General features: G+C 36.5%; 23 protein-coding genes. 5 read left to right on the top strand and 18 right to left on the bottom strand.

The genetic code is table 11. The features are described 5' to 3' along the window. Positions 1-35: 35 nt before the first annotated feature. Complete coding sequence (locus tag DN064_RS08575) at positions 36-599, bottom strand: TetR/AcrR family transcriptional regulator (protein ID WP_115462228.1); 564 nt, start codon at positions 597-599, stop codon at positions 36-38. An 82-nt stretch (positions 600-681) separates the two neighbouring features. Here DN064_RS08575 and DN064_RS08580 point away from each other — a divergent pair, with 82 nt between their 5' ends. After that, entirely contained in the window at positions 682-990 is a 309-nt protein-coding gene (locus DN064_RS08580; protein ID WP_115462229.1) for a rhodanese-like domain-containing protein, read from the top strand. A 118-nt stretch (positions 991-1,108) separates the two neighbouring features. On the opposite strand, the gene gldC is transcribed toward DN064_RS08580, so the two are convergent. Continuing rightward, positions 1,109-1,444: a gliding motility protein GldC gene (gene gldC, locus DN064_RS08585; RefSeq protein WP_115462230.1), complete on the bottom strand. Its 336-nt coding sequence runs from the start codon at positions 1,442-1,444 to the stop codon at positions 1,109-1,111. 9 nt (positions 1,445-1,453) lie between these two features. Next, entirely contained in the window at positions 1,454-2,428 is a 975-nt protein-coding gene (gene gldB / locus DN064_RS08590; protein WP_449441484.1) for a gliding motility lipoprotein GldB, read from the bottom strand. A 73-nt stretch (positions 2,429-2,501) separates the two neighbouring features. Here gldB and nadE point away from each other — a divergent pair, with 73 nt between their 5' ends. Together nadE and DN064_RS08600 are read left to right on the top strand one after the other, a co-directional pair. Further along, complete coding sequence (gene nadE, locus DN064_RS08595; RefSeq protein WP_115462232.1) at positions 2,502-3,293, top strand: NAD(+) synthase; 792 nt, start codon at positions 2,502-2,504, stop codon at positions 3,291-3,293. Between the two features lie 138 nt (positions 3,294-3,431). Further along, a complete protein-coding gene (locus DN064_RS08600; RefSeq protein WP_115462233.1) occupies positions 3,432-4,061 on the top strand; it encodes a response regulator in 630 nt (209 codons plus the stop codon). 3 nt (positions 4,062-4,064) lie between these two features. Here the strand turns inward: DN064_RS08600 and dnaG are convergent, their stop codons facing one another. The 5 genes from dnaG to DN064_RS08625 form a co-directional block, all read right to left on the bottom strand. Next, entirely contained in the window at positions 4,065-6,026 is a 1,962-nt protein-coding gene (dnaG, locus tag DN064_RS08605; protein ID WP_115462234.1) for a DNA primase, read from the bottom strand. A gap of 143 nt (positions 6,027-6,169) precedes the next feature. Next, a complete protein-coding gene (locus tag DN064_RS08610) occupies positions 6,170-7,270 on the bottom strand; it encodes a hypothetical protein (protein ID WP_115462235.1) in 1,101 nt (366 codons plus the stop codon). Positions 7,271-7,309: 39 nt separating this feature from the next. Further along, the gene (locus DN064_RS08615) at positions 7,310-8,080 is read right to left on the bottom strand and encodes a hypothetical protein (protein WP_115462236.1); all 771 of its coding nucleotides are present in this window, start codon (positions 8,078-8,080) and stop codon (positions 7,310-7,312) included. Further along, on the bottom strand, positions 8,067-8,630 hold the full coding sequence (locus DN064_RS08620) for an RNA polymerase sigma factor (protein WP_115462237.1): 564 nt from the start codon (positions 8,628-8,630) through the stop codon (positions 8,067-8,069). Before DN064_RS08620 ends, DN064_RS08615 begins: the two co-directional genes overlap by 14 nt. 80 nt (positions 8,631-8,710) lie before the next feature. Continuing rightward, positions 8,711-9,688: a polyprenyl synthetase family protein gene (locus tag DN064_RS08625; protein WP_115462338.1), complete on the bottom strand. Its 978-nt coding sequence runs from the start codon at positions 9,686-9,688 to the stop codon at positions 8,711-8,713. A gap of 201 nt (positions 9,689-9,889) precedes the next feature. Here DN064_RS08625 and DN064_RS08630 point away from each other — a divergent pair, with 201 nt between their 5' ends. Continuing rightward, positions 9,890-10,819, top strand: coding sequence for a T9SS type A sorting domain-containing protein (locus tag DN064_RS08630; protein WP_115462238.1), 930 nt, complete (start codon positions 9,890-9,892; stop codon positions 10,817-10,819). Between the two features lie 48 nt (positions 10,820-10,867). Here DN064_RS08630 and rlmN read toward each other — a convergent pair whose 3' ends face one another. The 6 genes from rlmN to rsgA all read right to left on the bottom strand — a co-directional run bounded on the left by rlmN (position 10,868) and on the right by rsgA (position 16,096). Beyond that, positions 10,868-11,905 (bottom strand): 23S rRNA (adenine(2503)-C(2))-methyltransferase RlmN, encoded by a 1,038-nt coding sequence (gene rlmN / locus DN064_RS08635; protein ID WP_115462239.1) that lies wholly within the window; start codon positions 11,903-11,905, stop codon positions 10,868-10,870. Between the two features lie 82 nt (positions 11,906-11,987). Continuing rightward, positions 11,988-13,037 carry a tRNA preQ1(34) S-adenosylmethionine ribosyltransferase-isomerase QueA gene (gene queA / locus DN064_RS08640; RefSeq protein WP_115462240.1) on the bottom strand — a complete coding sequence of 350 codons (1,050 nt, stop codon included), beginning with the start codon at positions 13,035-13,037 and terminating at the stop codon, positions 11,988-11,990. A 67-nt stretch (positions 13,038-13,104) separates the two neighbouring features. Beyond that, a complete protein-coding gene (locus DN064_RS08645; RefSeq protein ID WP_115462241.1) occupies positions 13,105-14,337 on the bottom strand; it encodes a 3-phosphoshikimate 1-carboxyvinyltransferase in 1,233 nt (410 codons plus the stop codon). 24 nt (positions 14,338-14,361) lie between these two features. Next, positions 14,362-14,688, bottom strand: a complete 327-nt coding sequence (locus DN064_RS08650) for a nucleotide pyrophosphohydrolase (RefSeq protein WP_115462242.1) — start codon at positions 14,686-14,688, stop codon at positions 14,362-14,364. A 10-nt stretch (positions 14,689-14,698) separates the two neighbouring features. Next, positions 14,699-15,151, bottom strand: a complete 453-nt coding sequence (gene dtd / locus DN064_RS08655) for a D-aminoacyl-tRNA deacylase (protein ID WP_115462243.1) — start codon at positions 15,149-15,151, stop codon at positions 14,699-14,701. Beyond that, positions 15,152-16,096, bottom strand: a complete 945-nt coding sequence (gene rsgA / locus DN064_RS08660) for a ribosome small subunit-dependent GTPase A (protein WP_115462244.1) — start codon at positions 16,094-16,096, stop codon at positions 15,152-15,154. It abuts the gene before it with no gap. Between the two features lie 84 nt (positions 16,097-16,180). Here rsgA and DN064_RS08665 point away from each other — a divergent pair, with 84 nt between their 5' ends. Then, positions 16,181-16,648, top strand: coding sequence for a hypothetical protein (locus DN064_RS08665; RefSeq protein WP_157962274.1), 468 nt, complete (start codon positions 16,181-16,183; stop codon positions 16,646-16,648). Here DN064_RS08665 and ccsA read toward each other — a convergent pair. The 4 genes from ccsA to DN064_RS08685 all read right to left on the bottom strand — a co-directional run bounded on the left by ccsA (position 16,635) and on the right by DN064_RS08685 (position 23,262). Further along, on the bottom strand, positions 16,635-19,775 hold the full coding sequence (ccsA, locus tag DN064_RS08670) for a cytochrome c biogenesis protein (RefSeq protein ID WP_232827452.1): 3,141 nt from the start codon (positions 19,773-19,775) through the stop codon (positions 16,635-16,637). The two genes, DN064_RS08665 and ccsA, sit on opposite strands and share 14 nt — an antisense overlap. A 37-nt stretch (positions 19,776-19,812) precedes the next feature. Then, positions 19,813-21,315 (bottom strand): ammonia-forming cytochrome c nitrite reductase, encoded by a 1,503-nt coding sequence (gene nrfA / locus DN064_RS08675; RefSeq protein WP_115462246.1) that lies wholly within the window; start codon positions 21,313-21,315, stop codon positions 19,813-19,815. Continuing rightward, positions 21,305-21,907, bottom strand: a complete 603-nt coding sequence (gene nrfH / locus DN064_RS08680; protein WP_115462247.1) for a cytochrome c nitrite reductase small subunit — start codon at positions 21,905-21,907, stop codon at positions 21,305-21,307. Before nrfH ends, nrfA begins: the two co-directional genes overlap by 11 nt. Positions 21,908-21,993: 86 nt before the next feature. Beyond that, the gene (locus DN064_RS08685; protein WP_115462248.1) at positions 21,994-23,262 is read right to left on the bottom strand and encodes an alginate export family protein; all 1,269 of its coding nucleotides are present in this window, start codon (positions 23,260-23,262) and stop codon (positions 21,994-21,996) included. Between the last annotated feature and the right edge of the window lie 7 nt (positions 23,263-23,269).

Below are 23,269 nucleotides of genomic sequence, written 5' to 3' on the forward strand. Positions count from 1 at the left end.
AGTTACATCAGCAAAGTTAACCATAAAATTCTTAACTATGTGTTAATTCCTCTTATGAGTACTTCAGCTAAATCCTCAGAAAAGGATTGTAATTCCTCAATATTCTTCTTAGGTATCCACAAATACAAGGACCTTAGTGTGGTAAGCATAGAAAAAACAACAATATTGACATCAATATCCTTCAACTCACCAGCTGATATCCCTTGTTTAATAATTTGTCTAAAATTTGATTCGTAATCATCCCGCATTTGAATATACGCAGCTTGTTTTTTTTCAAGATGCATCCAATCGGAATTTAGTGCTGACATTCCGTTAGGATTTTGCACGGCCAAGTTCACATGTAGGTGCACAATTTGAGTTAGCTTTTGAATTGAAGTATTAGATTGATTCATAATTCTACCCATTCCTTCGGTAAAATCTTCCGCTATACTAATAACTATAGCCTCCAGAATATCTTGTTTTGAAGAAATGTGGTTATACAAACTTGCGGCCTTAATCCCTAATGCAGATGCGAGATCTCTCATGGTTACTGCACTGTAACCTTTTTCACGGAATAGACTGGCCGCTGTTTTTAAAATTTCTTTTTTTCGGGATTCCATCAATTATATAAAGATGCTTCAATGTAACTTAAGTTACGCTTAGAAACCAGAATAAGTTGGACTTTTACAAAAATTATACGATATGGGATTATTAAATGTTCTTTTTGGAAACAGCTCAAAAGAAGTGCAAAACTATCTTCAAAAAGGGGCGATCATTTTAGATGTAAGAACGGATGGGGAATACAATTCCGATCATATTTCCGGAGCGAAACATATTCCTCTGCAGGAGTTAGAATACCGATTTCAGGAAATTGAAAAACTAAACAAACCGGTAATTGTGCATTGTGCTAGTGGTATGCGATCTGAAAAAGCTAGCAAATTCTTAAACAGTTGTGGAATCGACACTATAAATGGGGGTGGAATTTCTGCGGTAAGGCAACATCTAAAATAAAAAAACATTAGTCTCTTTATCCGAAGACAAGTATGACTAATGTTTTACCCTTAGATTAATAGCTACACAAAGGTAGCTAATTTGCTATTCTTAAGGAAGCAATGAGGTTAAAAAATTGTTACTTTCCTAACTCAAGTTTTTCAGCAAAGTAATCACAGAAATCTTTCATGGTAGCCGTCATTTTTTCATCTTGAGTGGCTCTCATAAAGGTATCACTCATGGTAACAAGAGTCTGATGAAAAAATTGTTTCATTTCATCAACCGGCATATCCTTTGTCCATAAATCGATTTTGAGCGTTTCCTGTGCATTACTATCCCATACAGACAGCATTACTGCTTTTGCCTCTTCATTATTAACACCGCCGTCTTCAGCCGACCAAAATAATTTTTCAGGAACTCTATTTTCATCAAGCTCTACGTTTAACTCAATCTTGGATTTTATAACATCTGACATTCTATCCTTTTATTTATTTGGTTTGAATTTTGATTTTTTAAAAAGTTCATCCGCGGGCATTCGCATAAGTGTTGCTAGGTCAGCTTCTGTATTTTTAGCATACGCCCTAACTATCTGCCACCCTATATAAACACCAATCCTTCCTGGCGATTCATTATCTAACTCAAGATAAAACTTTGAATAAGGAGCTGGGTTTATAAATCTTCCATTTAGCTTGGTATCCGTACTATATAAAAGCTCTTTATCTATGAAATAACTCCATATTGAAGACTCATTATCATTAGCCCATTTTAATTGTTCTTCGCTGTAGCCAATTTTTTCTGCATCGGGTTTAAATGGGATCATAATATCCTTAAAATACAATTGCTTGCCCTGGTAGATCATTTCGTCTAATAAGCTTCGTGGAGGCTTCTGTTGTACCATCTGCCTAGCATAAGCTTGAGCCAAATCGCATACAATTTGATCTTCTTTCATATTGGCGGAAATATATTGCGCAATATTTTGGTAAAACCTATGGTCTGCTCCCAGATAGTTATCCAGCGCAATTAACACAAGAGTATCCGTAGCTATGGTCTTATTTCTGTAGTCTACCTCATTAACTAAGGTCACAATTTCAGGAGTCTCAAAATCAGGATAATAATAAACCATATGCCTGTAGAAATCTTCTATTTGTCGTTGTGGCTCACTAAAATCATTGAACTTTTTGTCAACCTCAGAATACAACTCCTGCTGTAAAGGATCATTTATTTTATTGAGCCAGACAGAATCGGGCACCTTAGTATTAAACAAAAACGGAAATGCTAGTTTTAACTCTGGGAGATCAGAAGAATTGGCCTTTGACAACATTTGATCAAATCTAGAAACCCGTAATTCAATAGGAATTTTTAATATCTCGCTATTGATTCCATTGTCTTTTTTACATGCCAAAAAAGAAGAAATCATGAGAACAACAACTACCTTAGAAACGTTCTTTCTTAAAAACATTTTAATGCCAATCACGATTGAATTATTTTTGCTGGTAAAGGTACATTACTTTTAACTTAATACACTTACAAAAATGCAGACTGAAAAAGTAAAAGATTATATTGTTAATTGGTTAAAAGACTATGCTAAAAATGCTGGCATGCGTGGATTCGTTGTCGGTGTGTCTGGCGGAATAGATTCAGCACTTACCTCAACACTATGTGCCCTAACAGGGTTGGAAGTTTTGTGTCTAGAAATGCCCATTCACCAGGCGCCCAGTCAAGTAAGCCGAGCCATGAATCATATTAATTGGTTACAAAATCAATTTTCTAACGTACAAATGACTCAGGTGAATCTTACACCGGTGTTCGACCAATTAATTGAAGCATTACCTCCCGTTGAAAATGAAGAGAGTCGATTTATGTCTTTGGCTAATACGAGAGCAAGATTACGCATGACGTCTTTGTACTATTTCGCAGCTTTAAACAAATACCTTGTAGCTGGAACCGGCAATAAGGTTGAAGATTTTGGTGTTGGTTTCTATACTAAATATGGGGATGGTGGAGTGGACCTAAGTCCAATTGCAGATTTAATGAAAAGCGAGGTTTATGAAATTGCAAAGCTCTTAGGAGTGAATGAAGAAATCATTAAGGCAGCACCTACAGATGGATTATGGGGAGATGACCGAACCGATGAAGATCAAATTGGAGCCTCGTATCCAGAACTCGAATGGGCTATGAAAATGGATGCTTCAGGAAAATCTGCAGAAGACTTTGAAGGACGCAAAAAATTGGTTTTTGAGATCTATAAAAGATTAAACAAAATCAATCAACACAAAATGCAACCAATACCAGTATGTGAAATTCCCTCAGAATTAATGAATTAGGAAGGATTTTTCTTAACGTTTTTTAACATTCGTGTAAAAATTTAGTTATTTTTGTTTAGCTACCACGACTTAAATATGGATTGACCGAGCCATATTTAGGCATACAACTAACTATTAAGTAACTAAATCTTAAGCACAATGGTAAACATTCTTGTTGTCGACAGTCATCCTGTCGTACGAAATGGATTAAAACATTTCCTCAACGAGCTTCCAGATTACAATGTGATTGGAAGCTTGAGAAGTGGTGTTGAAATCTTTGAATTTGTCAGAAGAAATAATGTTGATATCATTATTTCAGAAATTGACTTACCAGAATTAAACGGGATCACAGCGCTTAGGGCTATTAAGAAAGAGAACAAAAAAATCAAGGTGATTATGTTCAGTCATCAACCAGAAGAAATCTATGCTATTAGCACAATTAAAGCAGGAGCTTCAGGTTATTTGAATAAATCTGCAGATTTAGACCTTTTGCAAAAAGCCGTTGAAACCGTACTGGAAGACAAAATTTATTTAAGTGAGAAAATGGACAAACACTACAGGTACGAGGATACTCGAAAGAGTCGCACCCGTTTGTTCAAAAGACTTTCTACTAGGGAAGTTGAAGTACTAAAGCTCTTGTCTATTGGAAAAAAGAACAAGGAAATTGCTCAGGAACTGGACATTAACGAGAAAACCGTTAGCACCTACAAAGCGCGCTTATTTAAAAAATTAAACGTAACCAATGTTGTAGATCTGATACATCAAGCTGAGCATCATAACTTGACGTAATCCTCAACCTACAACTCGTCCAAGTTTTTTGGATAGTAACATCTTAAGGCCGACATAATCTTGTATATCTTCAATGATAGCTCTTGTGTCGGCTTCTGTATTTAAAGTCTCCTCTTTAAACGCGGCTACTTTTTTGTCAATTAAAAAACACCTAAGACTTAGAATGGTTTGATTAACTAGCTGAGCTATACTTTGTGACTTCTCTTTTGGTATTATATGATTTCGTTCCCAATCATGCAGAGAATAACGTTCTTCTTCCATTAAAATACTAGTTACTAACTGCGCCTCTTCCTGTTCGAGCGAATTTATGTATTGTCTAACCTCAAATTCACTAGACTGATTGAGAGTATTAATTAAGCTAGTATAAAGCGATTTGAAATTAACATTGGTGAATTCCATTTCGTCTTCATGCAGATCTAAATATATCTTTTCAAATACTTTAGACTCGTGACTCACAGGCTCTAAATCAAGATCTCCGGTGACATCACTCTCTTTTAGAATAAGATCTTCAAAGGTCTCATTGGCATTGCCATAGATTAAAAGAATTTCAATGATTTTCTTTTCAAGTTCGAACTGACGATCTACCTTTTTAATAGTTGCAGTCTCATTTTTTACCACCTGGAATGGACTTGGAGCAGATCTTTTTTTAGAGGCTTCTGAAACTTCCTTTTTGTGGATTTGTGCCAAAGTACTAAACAGCACCTCTTCACTAACCTCCATTATTTGAGAGCAGGTACGCACGTATATCTCACGTTTTATCTGATCAGGTATCTTTGAAATACTATTGACAATATCCCTTACAGTCTCAGCCTTTTTAATGGGGTCATTGGCTGCCTCATTTGCCAATAAGGATGCTTTGAACTGAATGAAGTCCTGAGCATTGGAACTCAAATAATCCTTAAGTTCAGTCAGGGAATTTGACTTAGCAAAACTATCGGGATCTTCACCATCTGGAAAGGTACATACTCTTACATTCATACCCTGCTCCAAAATAAGATCAATACCCCTTAAAGAGGCTCTTAATCCAGCCGCATCACCATCAAAAAGGACCGTAATATTTTTGGTTAACCTATTTATTAAACGAATCTGATCTGAAGTCAAGGCTGTTCCAGAGGAGGAAACTACATTCTTGACACCAGTCTGATACATTTGAATAACATCAGTATAGCCCTCAACCAAAAAGCAATTATCCTCTTTTGCAATATCTTGCTTAGCAAAGTAGAGGCCATACAATACCTTACTCTTATTGTAAACCAAACTCTCTGGTGAGTTTAGGTATTTAGCAGCCTTTTTATCATTTGTTAAAATTCTTCCTCCAAAACCTAATATGCGTCCACTCATACTATGTATAGGGAACATAATACGCCCCTTAAAGCGATCAAATGTTTTGGTCTCCTTGACTATAGTTAATCCTGTTTGCTCTAAAAACTCAAGCTTGTATCCTTCTTTGACGGCCCTATCTGTAAAGGCACTCCATTCATCGAGGGAATAACCCAATTGGAACTTGCTAATAGTTTCCTCAGAGAAACCCCGTTCAACAAAATAGCTTTTACCAATGGCTTTTCCTTTATCGGTTTTATGAAGAATATCCTGAAAGTAATTATTGGCGAAAGTATTAACCAAATAGAGACTCTCTCGCGCGTCAGCTGCCTCTTTTTGTTCATTGGTCTGTTCGGTTTCTTCAATTTCAATGTTGTATTTCTTAGCTAAATATCTAATGGCCTCTGGATAGGTAAAGTGCTCGTGCTCCATTAAAAAGGTCACCGCATTTCCTCCTTTTCCACTTGAAAAATCTTTCCAAATTTGTTTCACAGGAGATACCATAAAACTAGGGGTACGTTCATCAGAAAAAGGGCTTAAACCTTTATAATTACTTCCTGATTTTTTTAATTGAACGAAATCACCAATAACCTCCTCAACTCTGGACGTTTCAAATACTTGTGCTATGGTGTTCTGAGAGATCAAACTTTAAATACTTCGATTGATTCGTTTATAAATACGAAGAAGGTAAAAATAATTAAAACAGAGAAATCAATACCCATTAATGGAATCAAAAAAGTCCCATTCAAAGACGAATAGGACTTTTGTATACTGGTATTTATTATGGTTTAATCAAAATCAAACCTTACACCTAAGGAAATATTATTTTGTTCAATTACCTGATCTCTGAATATGGGATTTAAATCGTACTTGCAATAGAATGCAAAATTTCCAATCCCCACATAACCGCTTAATCCATAGATGAAATGTGAAGGCCTATAGGCCCCATCAATTTTTTCTTTAACTCGACCATCACCAGGCAGGTCGTATTTTAATTTTTGTCTGGTTTGAAGATTCAATCCCGCATAACCCCCGACACCTATTTTAAATTGTCTTCTTGTAGAGTATCTGATGTACGAACCTCGATCTTTCTTTCTTGAAGGGCCAAACTCAAAATGAACTGGTAATACCAAGTTGGTCATTCTGTATTTGGCGACATTCAATTGTTGTGGAAATTCTTCAAGGACGATATTTCCCTCATCATTAACTAAATATTGATTGTTTTTAATATTTAGTTTGTTCCAAGTCACGGAAAAACCGTATTTAAATCTAACCGCATTTGAATTGTTAAATACACGTGTCTTCCAGGCCCAACCTATTTCCCAAAATGTCGATCTTGAACGATATGGAGAATCATCAATTTGCCCATCTATAATGGCATTATTTAAACCAGCAGCAAACACAAAATCAACAGTTGTGCGTCTGTCATACTTTTTAGGCTTTTCAATAGTTGAACTTCCAATAGTAATAACCGGAGACTCTGTTTCTTCATCGATATCAATAGAAATTTTAAAATCCCCATCGTCATCAATTTTAACATAGGAAGTCTCATTGCGCTCAATTAAGGAAATTTTATTATCTATAATAGCAACTCTATTTTCGATATTTTGAGCACGTTTCTCAGCTGCCTTATTTTTTAATTCATCAGCTTCGGCTGGAGTAATATCACCACGGTCCAAGCGGATATTTATATTTTCAATTTCTTGTTTTAGAAACTCCTTTTCCTCTTTTCTAATTTGTTCTTTTAAATTGTTCAGCTTTTTAATCTGCTCCTGCTTCACAATTTCAGATTTGGATTCAGATTTTGTGTCATTAGTTTCTTGAGCTTCCAGGACCGATACCATAAATACAAGAAGCAGTGGAAAAATTAAGTGTTTAATGTTTGACATAATTGTTCGTTTTTTGATTATTAGATTTTGATTAATGTATTATTTGTTGTTGCGTTGCGCGACTGCCGTCTTTACCTTTTTGAAGCCACTCTCAATAACGCGGTATACTTTTGTTTTTAATGATGGCGCTACCTCCTCTTCAGCCTCTTTTAAAAGAAGATCAGCATCGACTATTTGTGTATTACTCATTATCTCCTTTTTTATAAACAACTGTTTTTGGGCCGCCTTTAATAGAGAATCAACCTCCTTATTAAGATCATTTCCAGAGGTGGTTTTAGCTTCTTGAAGAACCTCATCAACTTTAGACTTATCTATTTCTGTTATTAAAACGGGATCTGTTTTAATCTCAATATCTTTTTTAGTTGAAGACTCACTTAACTCCGCATAATATGTTTCATCTGTTACTCTGCTAGGTTCTTCTGACTTGATAGTTGCTTCGTATTTCGTTTCTACTCGATTCTTGCCAGAATTGTCGTTAACTCCTACTGCCAAGGATTCCTGACTATCAAATAAAATCTTGGTTTCTTTTTCTGATGATACTGGATCTTCCTTTATTTCAATTTTTGGCTCTTCAACCGAATAAGAATCATTCTTAGTTTCTATTTGACTGGGCTCTTCGATAAGAAAAGGAACGGCAATCAACGCCAATAGAAAAGTTGCTGCCATACCCATCCACCAATACTTCTTACCCGATTTTTTATTGGATTTGTCTAACTGTTTCGCCAAACGATCCCAGGACTGAATAGAAGGCTCTATCATTCTACCTTCAAGCTTTTCTTTGATTCCTTCTTCAAATTTAATTGGCGCCATAACTACTTTGATTTATTTTTTTTATCTGCTCCTGAAGTAACTTTCTCGCCTTAAATAATTGAGATTTAGATGTCCCTTCAGAAATTCCCAGCATCTGAGCAATCTCAGAATGCTTATAACCCTCGATGGCATACATTACAAACACCACTCGGTATCCTTCGGGCAGCTCATCAATAACTTGTTGAATTTCCGAAACTGCCATATCACTATTTATACTGTCATATCCACCTTTTAAATTCTCATTAATCTCTGCTGAAAACTCAAATGGATTTTTCTTTCTTAATTCTGAAATGCATTCGCGCACCATTATACGTCTTATCCAACCTTCAAAACTGCCTTGGTTTTTAAAACCACCAATATGTTTAAAGACCTTAAAAAATCCATTGAGCATAACCTCTTCTGCAATACTAACGTCCTTCATGTAATACCTGCAAACACTCAACATCTTTGGAGCAAAGGTCTTATAGATAATATGCTGAGCCTGTCTGTTTTGTTTGGCTGCACGCTCAATTAGTTTTGTTTGGTCTTTATGAAGTTGAATGACTTTCATCTATACCTTCATCAAATGATTGGTTTTATACTTTTATAGACGCAGTTAAGAATCGGATGGTTGCCTAGGGATAAAAAAAATTATTTTTTGCGCTCAATAACGTAGTTCACCATGAGAATTAAGGAGTCCTTATATGCTGAAGAAGGAAACTCATCAAGTATAGCAAGTGCCTCGGTTTGAAAAGATACCATTTTATCTATGGCATAGTCTAGACCGCCTTCTGTTTTCACAAAACTGATTATCTCTTTAACCCGTTTTTTGTCCTTATTTTTATTCTTTACACTATTAATAAGCCATGCTCTCTCCTTCTTAGAGACTTTATTCAGTACATGAATTAAAGGAAGTGTCATCTTTTGTTCCTTTATATCAATTCCTATGGGCTTACCTATTTTATCCTCGCCATAGTCAAATAAATCATCTTTAATCTGAAATGCCATCCCAATGAGTTCCCCGAAACGGCGCATAGATTCAACTTGAGAAGAACCTGGCTTCACTGAAGCCGCACCTAAGCTACAACAAGCAGCAATCAAAGTTGCCGTTTTTTGCCTAATAATATCGTAATAAACGGCTTCTGTAATATCTAATTCTCTTGCCTTTTCTATTTGTAAAAGTTCTCCCTCGCTCATTTCTTTAACCGCAACAGAAATGATCTTGAGAAGATCAAAATCATTATTGTCTATAGAAAGAAGTAAACCCTTAGAAAGCAAGTAATCTCCAATTAAGACGGCGATTTTGTTCTTCCAAAGCGCATTTATACTAAAAAAACCGCGTCGGCGATTGCTATCATCTACAACATCATCATGTACTAATGTAGCGGTATGAATTAACTCAATTACCGAGGCACCTCGATACGTGCGCTCGCTAACGTTACCATTATTAAGCATCTTAGCAACTAAAAAAACAAACATTGGACGCATTTGTTTCCCTTTCCTATTTACAATGTAATGAGTGATTCTATTTAAAAGAGCCACCTGACTAGACATGGATAATTGAAACTTCTGTTCAAATAAATCCATCTCAAAGGCAATGGGTTGTTTTATTTGCTCGGTAATTTTCAAAGGCAAGATTTAAAAGCTAAATTAATGATTAAGCCGGTTTTAACGGAAAAAGTTGATCATTATCTGAATTGGCTTTTATTCTATGAAATATTTACTAATTTTATTCTAATATATGATATTATATAATTTAATACCCTGACAATTAGAGACAACACAATTACACCAACTTAATTATTAACCATTTCTACAAACACACAACACATGAAAAAAATTACTTTACTACTTTTTTATTTAATCGCTCTGACTGGATTTAGTCAGGATCTAATATCTTTTGAAACTGGTGAAGGCTATGTTTTAGGTGATATTAATGGTCAGGATAACTGGACTGTTTCAGCCTCTGGACCAAATTTTATAGCAAATCAAGAAATTACTGATGCAGATGCAACCGATGGTATTTATTCACTAAGATTAGCTCAAGACCCTGCCTTTGGAGGGCAAGTTACCAGAAACACCGGTGCTTTTTACCCTTTGGATGCACCTCTTGATGCTAGTACAGCCATTATTTCATTTGATATAAACATCACTTCATTTAGTTCGACAATATTTGAAGTTGGTTTTGATAATACTAATGAAAATGCCACCATAACAAGTATTGCTATTAATATTGACGGTTCAGTTAATGTTTATGCCAATACCCAGGCAGATGGAAATGGCAGCATTGTTTTTGAGGATACCAATGAAGATTTGGTTGCCAATACCTGGTACAATATTAGACTTGAAATTAATGGCTCTGCCATTGAAGTATTTATTGACGATGCCTCTGTATATACAGGTTTTGTAGGCACACCCAATGTTGATATTTTAAGAGCCGTTTGCGTTCATGACAATCAAGGTGGCTCATTTTTGTTTGATAATTTTAGAATAAACAACGAAGTATTATCAGTTGACGATGTGAAAGCCAATACCTATGATTTTAGATATGTTTCTAACACAAAAGAATTATTGTTGAACTCCCCTTCAGTACCATTAGAGAATCTAGCTGTTTATAACATGCTTGGACAGCAGGTATTCGGGAGTAGATTATCTGGAAACAGTGAACAATTAAGTGTCTACAATCTTCCTAATGGGATCTATGTTGCTCAAATTACTATGGGTGGCCAAACAGAAACTTTCAAATTCGTAAAGAATTAGATTTGATCTTTTAACTATAAAAAAAGCAACCAAAATTGGTTGCTTTTTTTATGATTTATTTGCCAATTGCCCACAGGCGGCATCAATATCTTTTCCGCGAGACCTTCTCACTGTTACAACAATGTTATGCCGTTCAAGTTCACGAATGTACTCTTGCACTGCAGATTCGTCGGCTTGTTGAAACTCGCCATCATCAATAGGGTTGTATTCAATTAGATTAACTTTACTTGGCGCGAACTTACAAAATTGGATTAGTGCATCAATATCTTCTTTTTGATCGTTTATTCCTTGCCAAACCACATATTCATAAGTAATACGCTTTTTGGTTTTAGAATACCAATATTCCAAAGAAGACCTAAGGTCATTTAATGGAAAGGTGGCATTGAAAGGCATTATTTGAGTTCTTACTTCATCTCTAGCAGAGTGCAAAGACACTGCCAAATTGAACTTGACCTCATCATCAGCCATTTTCCTAATCATTTTTGGAACGCCAGAAGTTGATAATGTGATTCGTTTTGGCGACATTCCAAGACCTTCTTTTGAGGTAATCTTATCTATTGCCTTAAGCACATTGTTGTAATTCATTAATGGCTCGCCCATACCCATGAATACGATATTAGATAAAGGTCTGTCATGGTATAAGCGACTCTCATTATCAATGGCTACGACCTGATCATAAATCTCGTCAGGGTTAAGATTTCGCATCCGTTTAAGCCTGGCAGTTGCACAAAATTTACAATCCAAACTGCAACCAACCTGCGAGGAAACGCAAGCTGTAGTTCTTGACTCTGTTGGGATTAAAACCGATTCAACCACAAGCCCGTCATAAAGTTTTACAGCATTTTTTATTGTACCATCAAAACTTCGTTGCATAGTATCAACACTGATATGATTAATAACAAAGTTCTGCTTCAACATGGCTCGCGTTTTGAGTGAAATATTGGTCATATCTTCAAAACTATGAGCTGACTTCTGCCATAACCACTCGTAGACCTGATTCCCCCGAAAGGCTTTGTCTCCTTGTTTTTGGAAAAACTCTCGGAGCTGGTCCTTTGTTAGTGCCCTAATATCTTTCTTACTATCCATTCATTACAAAAATAGCCATTACTTAAACGTATAATCAAAAAAGGCCTCTCTATTGAGAAGCCCTGTTTAAGTTTCTTATTTATTATATGATTAGCATGGCATCACCATAGGAATAGAATCTGTATTCTTCCTTAACCGCTACATCATAAGCGTGCTTTACAAACTCATGTCCTGCAAAAGCAGAAATCATCATCAGTAAGGTCGACTTTGGAGTATGGAAGTTAGTAATCATTGAATTGGCAATACTAAAATCATAAGGCGGGAAAATAAACTTGTTAGTCCAGCCTTGGTATGGATTTAAATGCCCGTCTGATGAAACAGAACTTTCAATGGTACGCATAGAAGTGGTACCAACAGCACAGACACGCTTTTTATTATCAATTCCATTGTTAACAACATCAGCGGCTCTTTGCCCGATATAAATTTCCTCACTGTCCATTTTATGTTTGGACAAGTCTTCTACCTCAACAGGGTTAAATGTTCCAAGACCCACATGCAGTGTTACCTCGGCCATATCAACACCTTTAATTTCTAATCGCTTAAGCAAATGTTTAGAGAAATGTAAACCTGCTGTCGGAGCAGCCACTGCACCTTCGTTTTTTGCAAAGATGGTCTGATAGCGGTCTTCATCTTCCGGTTCAACGTCCCTTTTAATATATTTTGGAAGCGGTGTTTGACCAAGTTCTGTCAATTTATTTCTAAACTCTGAATATGGACCATCGAATAAAAATCTCAGGGTCCTTCCTCTCGAAGTTGTATTATCAATAACTTCTGCAACCAAAGTTTCATCTTCACCAAAATATAACTTGTTTCCAATTCTAATCTTTCTAGCCGGATCAACAAGCACATCCCAAAGACGCTGGTCCTGATTTAATTCTCTTAATAAAAACACTTCAATACGAGCACCAGTTTTTTCTTTGTTTCCATAAAGTCTAGCTGGAAATACCTTGGTGTTGTTCAGAATCATTACATCACCTTCATTGAAGTAATCAATAACATCTTTAAACAATTTATGCTCTATAGTTTCATTAGCTCTGTCCAAAACCATCAGTCTAGATTCATCTCTATGCTCAGATGGATACTCAGCTAATAACTCTTCAGGAAGCTTAAAATTAAAGTGTGATAATTTCATAAAAGGGTATTTTTTGAAGGTGCAAATATACACTCCTCAGATACCCCTTGTCAAGGAAATAAAGCTTTTATTTCATTTGAATACCAAGGAGGCTCAAATCCCTCCAAAAGTCCGGATAGGACTTAGATACTACATCCTTATCATTTATGTTGATATCTCCTTTTAAGGCCAAGGGTGCAAAAGCCATTGCCATGCGGTGATCATTATAGGTCTCAATGGTTTGATTTATGATGAACATACTTGAAGTTTCCAATTTGAGACTGTTGTTTGTAATTGAAATATTGGCTCCTAGTTTGGAAAGTTCATTCTTTAAGGCCACCAAGCGATCAGTTTCTTTGATTTTTAAGGTATGCAATCCTGATAAGTAACATCCCACGTTAAGCCCAAAACAAGTTACCACAATGGTCTGAGCGATATCTGGAGCATTCACAAGATTAAGATCTATATGAGTGGATTTTGGTTTTGCTTTTTTATTCAATGTGATTCCCGATTCTGTAAAACTAGTCTCAACACCAAAGTGTTTATACACTTCTTGAAGAACAGAATCTCCTTGTAGCGAATTACTAAAGTAATGACTTAAATGGACTTCAGTATCAACTTCCGAAAGCGCAATCAGACTATAAAAATAGGATGCAGATGACCAGTCTGACTCAATGGTCAAAAGTTTCCTTTCCTCTAATTTTTCTAAAGGCTTGACAGTTATTAATTGTCCTTCAAATTCGACTTCTACACCAATTTTAGTCAATAATGCCAGGGTCATTTCAATGTAGGGTCGTGAGGTAATATCCCCTACCAAATGCAACAACAGACCATTTTTAAGTAATGGTGCTATTAGTAGTAAAGCAGATATATACTGACTGCTAACATTAGCACGAAGTTTAACTTCATTATTGATTAAGTCACGCCCAACTATTCTTAATGGTGGAAATCCAGAATTTCCTATGTATTCAATTTGAGCCCCAAGACTAGTTAAAGCATCAACAAGGACCTGGATTGGGCGTTCCTTCATTCGATTAGAACCCGTGAGAGTCACTTCACTCTTATCCAAAACACTGAAATAGGCGGTTAAGAAGCGCATGGCCGTACCGGCATGATGAATATCTACCACATCAGAATTATCACTTAAAGCTTTAACTAATAATTGGGTATCGTCGGAATTAGAAAGGTTTTGCAACTCAATTCCTGAATATAAGGCTTGAAGAATTAGCGCTCTATTGGATTCACTTTTTGACCCTGTGATCTGGATATCAACCCCAGATTTTAATTTAGAACGACTTAGCTTAATTAAACTATTTGACATCTCGGATAATAAATAAAAGCAAATCTACCTCAATTTGTCATTATTATGATGCCTATCGTGATCTCTTTTAGTCTTGAAATCTAACTTCTTGTCAAATGCCTCTTGCAGGTTCACACCTGTCTGATTGGCCAAACAAAGCACTACAAATACCACGTCAGCTAATTCCTCTCCTAAATCCTTCTGTTTATCACTCTCCTTTTCGCTCTGCTCACCGTAGCGTCGCGCAATAATCCTGGCAACCTCTCCAACCTCCTCGGTGAGTTGCGCCATATTAGTTAGTTCGTTAAAATAGCGAACACCATGGTTTTTAATCCATTCATCTACTTGTTTTTGCGCATTTCTTAATTCCATAGTTTTTATTTTATTCGCGATGTTTGGAATCAACGATAATAGTCACCGGCCCATCATTAACTAAATGAACCTGCATATCCGCACCAAAGATACCGCTATATACAGCCTTATTCAAAACAGCTTTCGCTTTAGATAAAAAATTATTGTATGTGGATATAGCTACTTCGGGTTTTGCGGATTGAATATAACTTGGACGGTTTCCTTTCTTAGTACTTGCATAAAGAGTGAATTGACTTACAACTAAAAGATCGCCACCTAAATCAACTAGGGATTTATTCATGACTCCATTAGAATCATTAAAAATGCGAAGGTTAACGATTTTCCTTAAAATCCAATCTGAATCCTCTTCAGTGTCATCTACAGCAATACCAAGTAACACTAATAATCCATTCGCTATTTTGGAGTGGCACTTACCGTCGATGCTAACTGACGCCTCTTTTACGCGCTGAATAACTACTTTCATTTATTCCCAATAATCAGTTCTATATTGTGATTCATCGCCTTCTAAAATTTGCAAATAACTACGATAGCGCGAATAGGCAATATCATCATTATCCAAAGCTTCTTTAACAGCACACTTAGGTTCTTTTAAATGCAGACAATTATGAAATTTGCATTGGCTCTTCAACTTAAAAAATTCAGGAAAATAATCGCTTACCTCTTCTCTTTCCATGTCTACAACTCCAAATCCTTTGATACCTGGAGTATCGATGATACTAGCTTCAAAACTCAGATCATACATTTCTGCAAATGTTGTAGTATGCTGTCCCTGCATATGTTGGGAAGAAATCTCCTTAGTCTTAAGATTTAATCCCGGTTCAAGTGCATTGATTAAAGATGACTTACCAACACCAGAATGACCAGCAAACATATTTACTTTACCAATCATAAGGTTTTTAACCTTAGAAACATTGTGGTTTTCAGTAGCAGAAATCTCAATGGTTTTATATCCTATTTTAGAATAAATGTGATTTAAATATTTTAATTCCCCAATGGCATCATCATTGTAAGAATCCAACTTGTTAAACAATAAAATCACCTCAATACTATAAGCCTCAGCTGTCACCAAAAAACGGTCTATAAAGCTCGTTAAGGTAGGAGGGTTATTTATTGTGACTAATAAGAATACCTGATCAATATTAGCTGCGATAATATGAGTCTGCTTAGATAGGTTAACAGACTTTCTAACTATGTAGTTGCGTCGTTCTTCAATGCGTTTAATAATTCCAGTTTCTACATCATTCTTTTTCTCCAGTTCAAAAACCACATGATCGCCAACGGCCACAGGATTAGTGCTTTTAAGTCCCTTTAATCGCAACTTACCTTTCATGCGACACTCATAAAACTTACCATTTGAAGTTTTAACTGAATACCAGCTGCCGGTCGATTTATAAACTGTTCCTATCATAAAAATATCACCTACAAAGAAACAATATTTTATATCATATACTTCTATTCTGTAACTTTATGTCTCACTTATAAAACTTTAAAAATGAAACTTAGTCACTTCTTATTTTGCGCGTTGTGCTTTATTAGCCTTAACCTATTTAGCCAAGTTGAATATAAAATTGTCACCAGTGTTGAATCCATTGTTCCGTTGGGAGTTGGGCGATCCAGACTTATTACAACAGATACACAGAAAAGTTTTGCAGATTACACGTCGTCAAGAAGCGGCGATAAAGAAAAAGATAAACGTAACAAGTCTAACAGGAGCGACATTCGAGTCAAAGACTTTGAGGAAACTAAGCTCTTAAATTTCTATAACCTTACAGGAATCAGATTCCAGAATATCGTTGCAAACGACGTGCTTGTAACCTCAAAATTAAATGAGTTGGCTCAAGAAGGCTGGGAGTTAGTTTTTGTAACAGGGGGTGTTGAAAGTGACGCAGGAAAGGATGATGGCAATGGGATCTTTATTACCAGGTATATTTTTAAACGCCAGGTATCTACAACTGAGTAAGCCCGTTGTACTTTTGATTTCTAGTAAATGCCCAAACCATTGTAACAATGACAATGACCACCACATAATAAACAAATGTTGGGATGGGAACAGGGTCACCAGCAGCATAGCTATGCAAACCTGAGAGGTAATAGTTGACACCAAAAGAGGTCATAATGATAGAGGCAAAAGCAAAAACGCTTGCTGAGTTTAGTACAAACTGATTATTTAGTCTAGGTACAAACCTCAAGTGCAATACAATAGCATAAACAATAATACTAATTAAGGCCCAGGTTTCCTTTGGGTCCCATGCCCAATAACGGCCCCATGATTCATTAGCCCATATACCACCAAGAAAGGTACCAACAGAAAGAACAAACAGCCCAATGGTCATGGATATTTCATTAATATAACTGAGCTCCTGGATCTTTATTTCAATAACCTTTTGGTTGTTAGTATTTTTTATGATCATTAATACAAGTGCCATAAATCCTAAAACCGCTGATAAAGCCAAGGGGGCGTAACTACTCACAATAGTCGCCACATGAACTTTTAACCAAAACGATTTTAATACTGGCATTAAATTGGTTATCTCCGGACTTAACCAATCAAGGTAACTCACAAACAGTAATGCTCCAGAAAATAAGGTAGCCAATGGAAGTGCAAAATCAGATTGTCTAAATGTAAGCAATCCACATAATAACAGTACCCAAGCAACAAACACCAACATTTCGTAGCCATTACTCCATGGGGCATGTCCGGCAATATACCATCTCAAAATTAAATTGAATGTAAAGACCACAAAACTCAAAAGACTAAGGAGTATAAAAGCGTTCCAAAGTAATTCGATCGTCTTTCCCTCAACAAAAACTTTAATTAAGGAGAATACTAATAATACTCCTCCCAAGGTGAATAGAATTTGAAACAACCAAAAATTCAAATTCAATTCATTATATAGAATTTCCGATTCAATTTTTTTCTTAGAAGGAATTATTGATACGCCCAAGACCTCCTGGTAAGTTTTTATGTAATCAAGTTTTGTAAATGCAGCCTCCCAATTCTTGGTATTAATATCTCTGAAATATTCTGGGATTATTTCTTGAGCAAATGTCGCGTCTTCTATGGGAAAATCTTCAAAATGGTGGTTGTAACTATGCCATTTATTATTGGCATCATTCTTATTTGGAAATACAGCTAGGTAGTTACCTACAAAAACATTGTATAGGATGTTAAAGCGTTCATCCACTTTTATGATCTCCTTGTCCTGCTCATTACGTTCAGATGGTACTTTCTTATTGGCAATCTCTGCGGCCTTTGCAAGCTTATACTGCCCATTGAAGGCTATGAGTTGGTTAAAAGCAATAAATCCTTCATCAGTGACTAATTTCTTATCTATCTCATCCCCAATTTTGTCCGAATCTATTTTTATGATTGGTACAGATTCCCAAACCTGAGGAGAGGCCATCATGCCTAAAAACACCTTTGTAGCAGCAAGTCTCTGCTCTTGATTATTGGTATTCTTAAACTTAAGATAAGGTTTTCTAGACACCTTCCTTAGTAATTCTGATGCGAGGGTATGGACAGGTTTAATTCTACCGTCAAGATCCTGTACAAGTAATCTGCTAAATACGGCTGTATTGGCTTCATCCATTTCTGCTATGGCGAGGTCCCAAACATTGCGCTTATCATCAGTTTCTTGTGCAAAACTGTTAGAAATTGTCAATAATATCAAAATAAACAATGCCTTAGTCTTAAGGTTTTTGAGTCGCTTATTGACTAACCTAAATCGCGATGCTTTTCCAAAAAGTGTAAAAAACATGCCGAGCATCATCAAAAAATAGCCTAGATACGTGATATAAGTGCCTAGGGCATCATGGTTGACGGCTAAAACTGTTCCCTTTTCATCGGTATCATAGCTAGCTTGAAAAAAGCGGTAACCCTTATGATCCAGTACGTTATTCATATAGATTCTGTAGGTATACGGATCTTCATCATCAATTACCTCAACTTCACTTGCATAAGAAGAAGGACTGGTTGACCCAGGATATCGCTCAAGTTGAAAATCATAAAGTTTAATAGCAAAGGGCATTGTTTTTAATTCCGCGCCGTAGGATATTTCAAAAGACAATCCATTTAAACTATCTGTTAACACCGTTGGAATTAATCCTACATTGAAAGGCACACTTAAGTTTTTCTTAGCATCACCTATTGTTAGGTCTAGTTTTAAAATATCTTTCTTGGTCTCATCATTATTCTTTGGCCGCTCAGAACCACTGACCATAGCCACTCGTGACTGCTTATGAAACGCTAGAGGAACAAATGACATGTCTCCTGCCCGATATAAGGTGCGGTATTTGAGAATAGACACGGTATCCGCAGGGATTATTCCAGCCACTTCAGTAGCCATTTCAAAAGTACTTAGAGGTACCGTAGACACTAATTTTAGGCCTTCGTCCGTTTCCCATATATTAATGTCCCCTTTGATATCACTATCAAAAACTAAAGAAGGTCTTACATCTGGCAATTCCTCAACACTACCCTTTTTTAAGAATATATTTTCTCTACCATTGCCATTAGAAAGTACCATTTCAAGAATATCACTACCATTGGCAGGGTCTTCTATAACCTGTGGTATAGCGTCTGGAACAAACTGATTATATGACAGGGTCACTGGAATACCATCGACTGTTACTGATTCTTCAAAATTGTTTTGAGAAATGGCATTAAAATCAGCAGACTCTCTAATAGTAACTATTTCACCATTTTTTGAAAACTTTGCCTTAAGGTAGTTCTCATTGGTTATAATTATATTAGAAGATTCTCCCTCTCGAATTCTCATGACACCTCCGGTGGAATAATAACGTGTCACGGCAGCCCCAATAAGTATAACAATAAAGGCTATGTGAAAAAGTAAAATAGCCCATTTACGCCTTTGCAGCAATTGGTATTTTTTAATGTTTAAAACAAAACAAATACCTAAACCTAGCATCAGCATCTCAAACCACAAAGAATCATATATAAGTTGCCAAGCTACACTAGTTCCAAAGTCGTTTTCAACAAAGGTTGCTGCGGCCATTGAGATGCCAAATAACAACAAAAGAATTAAGGCCAGACTAGGGGAAGATAGCCAGCGCAATATGTTTTTCATAGCAATATATCAGCAACATTTAAACCTGAGAAAAGGCTTATTCGGCATCATTAAGAGCAACCTTAGTGGTCTTAAGCTTAGATTCTCTTTCCTTGGCTTCTTCTAACCATTTAGGTAATAGATTGTTCTTAAATTCTTCTTTTTCTTTTTCTAATTTTTCCATATCAAGACCTATATATTCCTGAGCCTTTTCCTTAGTAGAAATATCTGGCATTTCCACAGGTTTATTATGACCAAGGTCTGAAAGTACTCTTGCTAGTTTAACTCTAGCCTCTTGAGCTAATACCAATCCACCGCCAATAACTCTAGCGGTTTCAACTGGTGAGTGGAATGAGGCACCATGAGCGGCAGCTGAATAATCCCAACGCCATTGCGCGTGTCTTATGTCCTGAAGTATGGGTTGCATTTGTTCTTCTGTAGCGCCTAACTCCCAGCATTTACCAGCTTCTATATGCGCTTTTACTATCAATCCTTCTAATTTAAGTCTGTTTTCTGTCGCCTTTCGCTGTCTTTCATAGACATTGGCAATTAGATTTTTGGTTTCCTCTCTGTGACAGACCTGGCAAGCATTAGACACATTGTTTAATGGAGATTGTATGTGATGGTCTGTGAATTTTTGTCCACCCTCACTCTTGTATGGCATATGACAATCAGCACAACTCACACCACGATCGGCATGCACACCAGTTAAGAATGTTTCATATCCAGGATGCTGGGCCTTTATCATAGGGGTCTTACTAATTGGATGAATCCAATCTGCAAAAGCCATGTCATCATAATAGGTCTCCATATTTTCAACAGCCATTCCATTCTGCCAAGGGAATTTCAAGTACGGTACACCTTCTTTTCCAGGAATATTCTTGTCAAAATAATATTCAACATGACATTGAGCGCATACCAAAGATCGCATTTCATTATGGGTCGCTTGATTAATATCCTCACCCATTGATTCAAATGCTTCTACCAGAGCAGGTCTTGTAATTCTTAATTTCATACTTTTTGGATCGTGACAATCTGCACAACCGATTGGGTTTACAACCTCAGCGCCTTTATCAGCCCATTTTCCAGAATAAAATTCAGCAATGCCATTTTCATTCATCAATCTTGGAACATCAGGGCTTTTACAAGTCCAGCAGGTAGCTGGCATTGGCCCATCACCTTCTCCTTTTGGACCACCAGTTCTTAGAGTATTATGTATATCCTCGATCGAATAGGCATGTCCTCGACCCTGATTGTAGTCTTTCGAAAATCCGTAGCCTGCAAACAGGATTACTAAGTTGGGATCTTCTTCTAAAACATCCCTCATAGCAGAGCCACCTTGATATGAGGCAAAAGAGGTATCAAGTGTTTGTAATGATGACTGATATTCCAATGGGAAATTTTCACCCCAAACCTCATTTCTAGGTTCATTAGCCGAAATCTCAACCTTTGGTACATACTTATACTTGGCTTCAGATTTTCTATTAACAATACTTGAGGCCAATAAGCCCAAAAAGAATACCGCAACAATTGTTACTACAAAAAGGATTTTATTTCTCATTGCTCTCGTTTTTTTTATTTAACTCTTCCTCTAACCAAGAAGGTACTACACCGGTTTCTTTATCTGTTGGAATCGGTGCTATATTGTATGTAATTGATGATAATCCATGTACTTTCCCATGTGGCACTTGTTTATGGCAACTCCAGCATTGTCTCCCCGTTCGACTTTCATTATGACCTTCGAGCCAACCCGCATATTTCTCCTGAGTCACCTGTTGCACATGACATCTAATACAATTTTGTTGCACCACCTTCTGAGAAGCCTCCTGCATTTTAATCACATCAGGTTCAGCTCTCGCCGTAAAAACACTGGCGTGGTATAGACCATCTTTGGCTTTAAAATAATATTTGTTGACCACATTGTTATGAGGAACATGGCAATCATTACATTTTGCCCATTCCCTATGCGAACTATGCATCCAACTGTTATATACCGGGGTCATTACATGACAATTAACACAAGTCTGTGGATCATCTGATAAATAAGATGCCACCCTAGACTCCTTTGCAATAAACAACGCTATACCAATAGCAACAGCCAGGACAATACTTGCTCTTTTACGCCAGACCAGATTGGATGGTAATAGTTTCAATTCTTAAAAATGTGTTAAAGTAAATATACTAAGTCTTTACAAATTAAGGCGTTGCTCCATTGTATTTCTTTCCTTAAGCTTTTCAATTACTTAGAGTTAGCTGAATTATAGAGCGTAGGCCTAATAGTCAACTGAACCCATGCCCAATTGTTAGTATTATTATTTGGCAATCCGTTCTTAATCAAACTCATACTTGTTGAAGCAAACATATGGGAGTAACCCACATTAAGTTTCACATTCTTAATTAGATTGTGCGTATAAACCAAATCCACCTCCGTTCCTAAGTATGGATCTGCGTCTCCAGATAATTTGGCGTTAGCCGCAAAGTAATGGCCTTTGACCAATAAATTGGATGCCTGTGACAGCTGGAACACTACCTTGGCATAGATATCGTTTAACCCAACATTATTCACGTGATTACCAACATAGAAATAGTCCATATAACCGTTAAATTTATGATTAGTTCCATATAAAGGAAAGAACGATTTATTTTGCGTGTCACCATCTTGATCCGTTCCACTTAAGATTTCAAGTCCAAGTCCAAATAATGTTTTATTAGGTTGGTATTTAGCTTCGAGCAAGAGGTTGTAAGCATTTAAAGTGGTGTTTTTATCTGACTTACCTGACTGATAATAGGCATTACCATACATGCCGACATTGCCTATTGGAAACTTTACATGAGCCCCTGTTGTTTGTCTGTAGAAGACCCCATTTGGCTGATCATTGTTATCACCTGTATAGGCTTGAAATCCATTATTCATGAATAAGAAACTTGCCAAAACATTATCCCATGTTTTATTCAAATGAGCAAATTGCATGACCTTATATGAGAAAAAGCCTTGAATGCTGTAATCATTACCTATTAATCTCGGACGCTCCTGATTAAAAGCAAAACCAACATCCAATTTAAACCCTCCTGAATTGAACTTAATAAGTACTAAGTCATGAAACCGTCCCTGCATAGCCCAGTCCAAACCACCGAGGATCCGTTCATCATCATATGATAGTACCTGACGTCCTAATTTAATAGCCCATTTTTCAGACATTTCATATTGGACCCAGGCTCCAAATAAGGATAGAGATAAGTTACTATCCTGACGGTCTATCTGTCTTGTATCACCCCAGACACTTACATCTTGAATACTCACTGAAACTTTAAGTCGTTCCATACCGTAGTTGAGATTTAATCTGGTACGCTGTTCAACGAATGCGGCTGGCTTGGCATCGTCTGGAAATAAATTACCGAAGCCATGTCTGTATTCAAATCGTGGCCTTATGTCTGCATCAATAACAAATTGTGAAAATACTTTTGTACAAGTAAAGAGTAGAAAAACAAATAGTGTTATTTGCTTCATATTTCGA

This window comes from Winogradskyella aurantiaca (assembly GCF_003362725.1).
Taxonomy (GTDB): domain Bacteria; phylum Bacteroidota; class Bacteroidia; order Flavobacteriales; family Flavobacteriaceae; genus Winogradskyella_A; species Winogradskyella_A aurantiaca.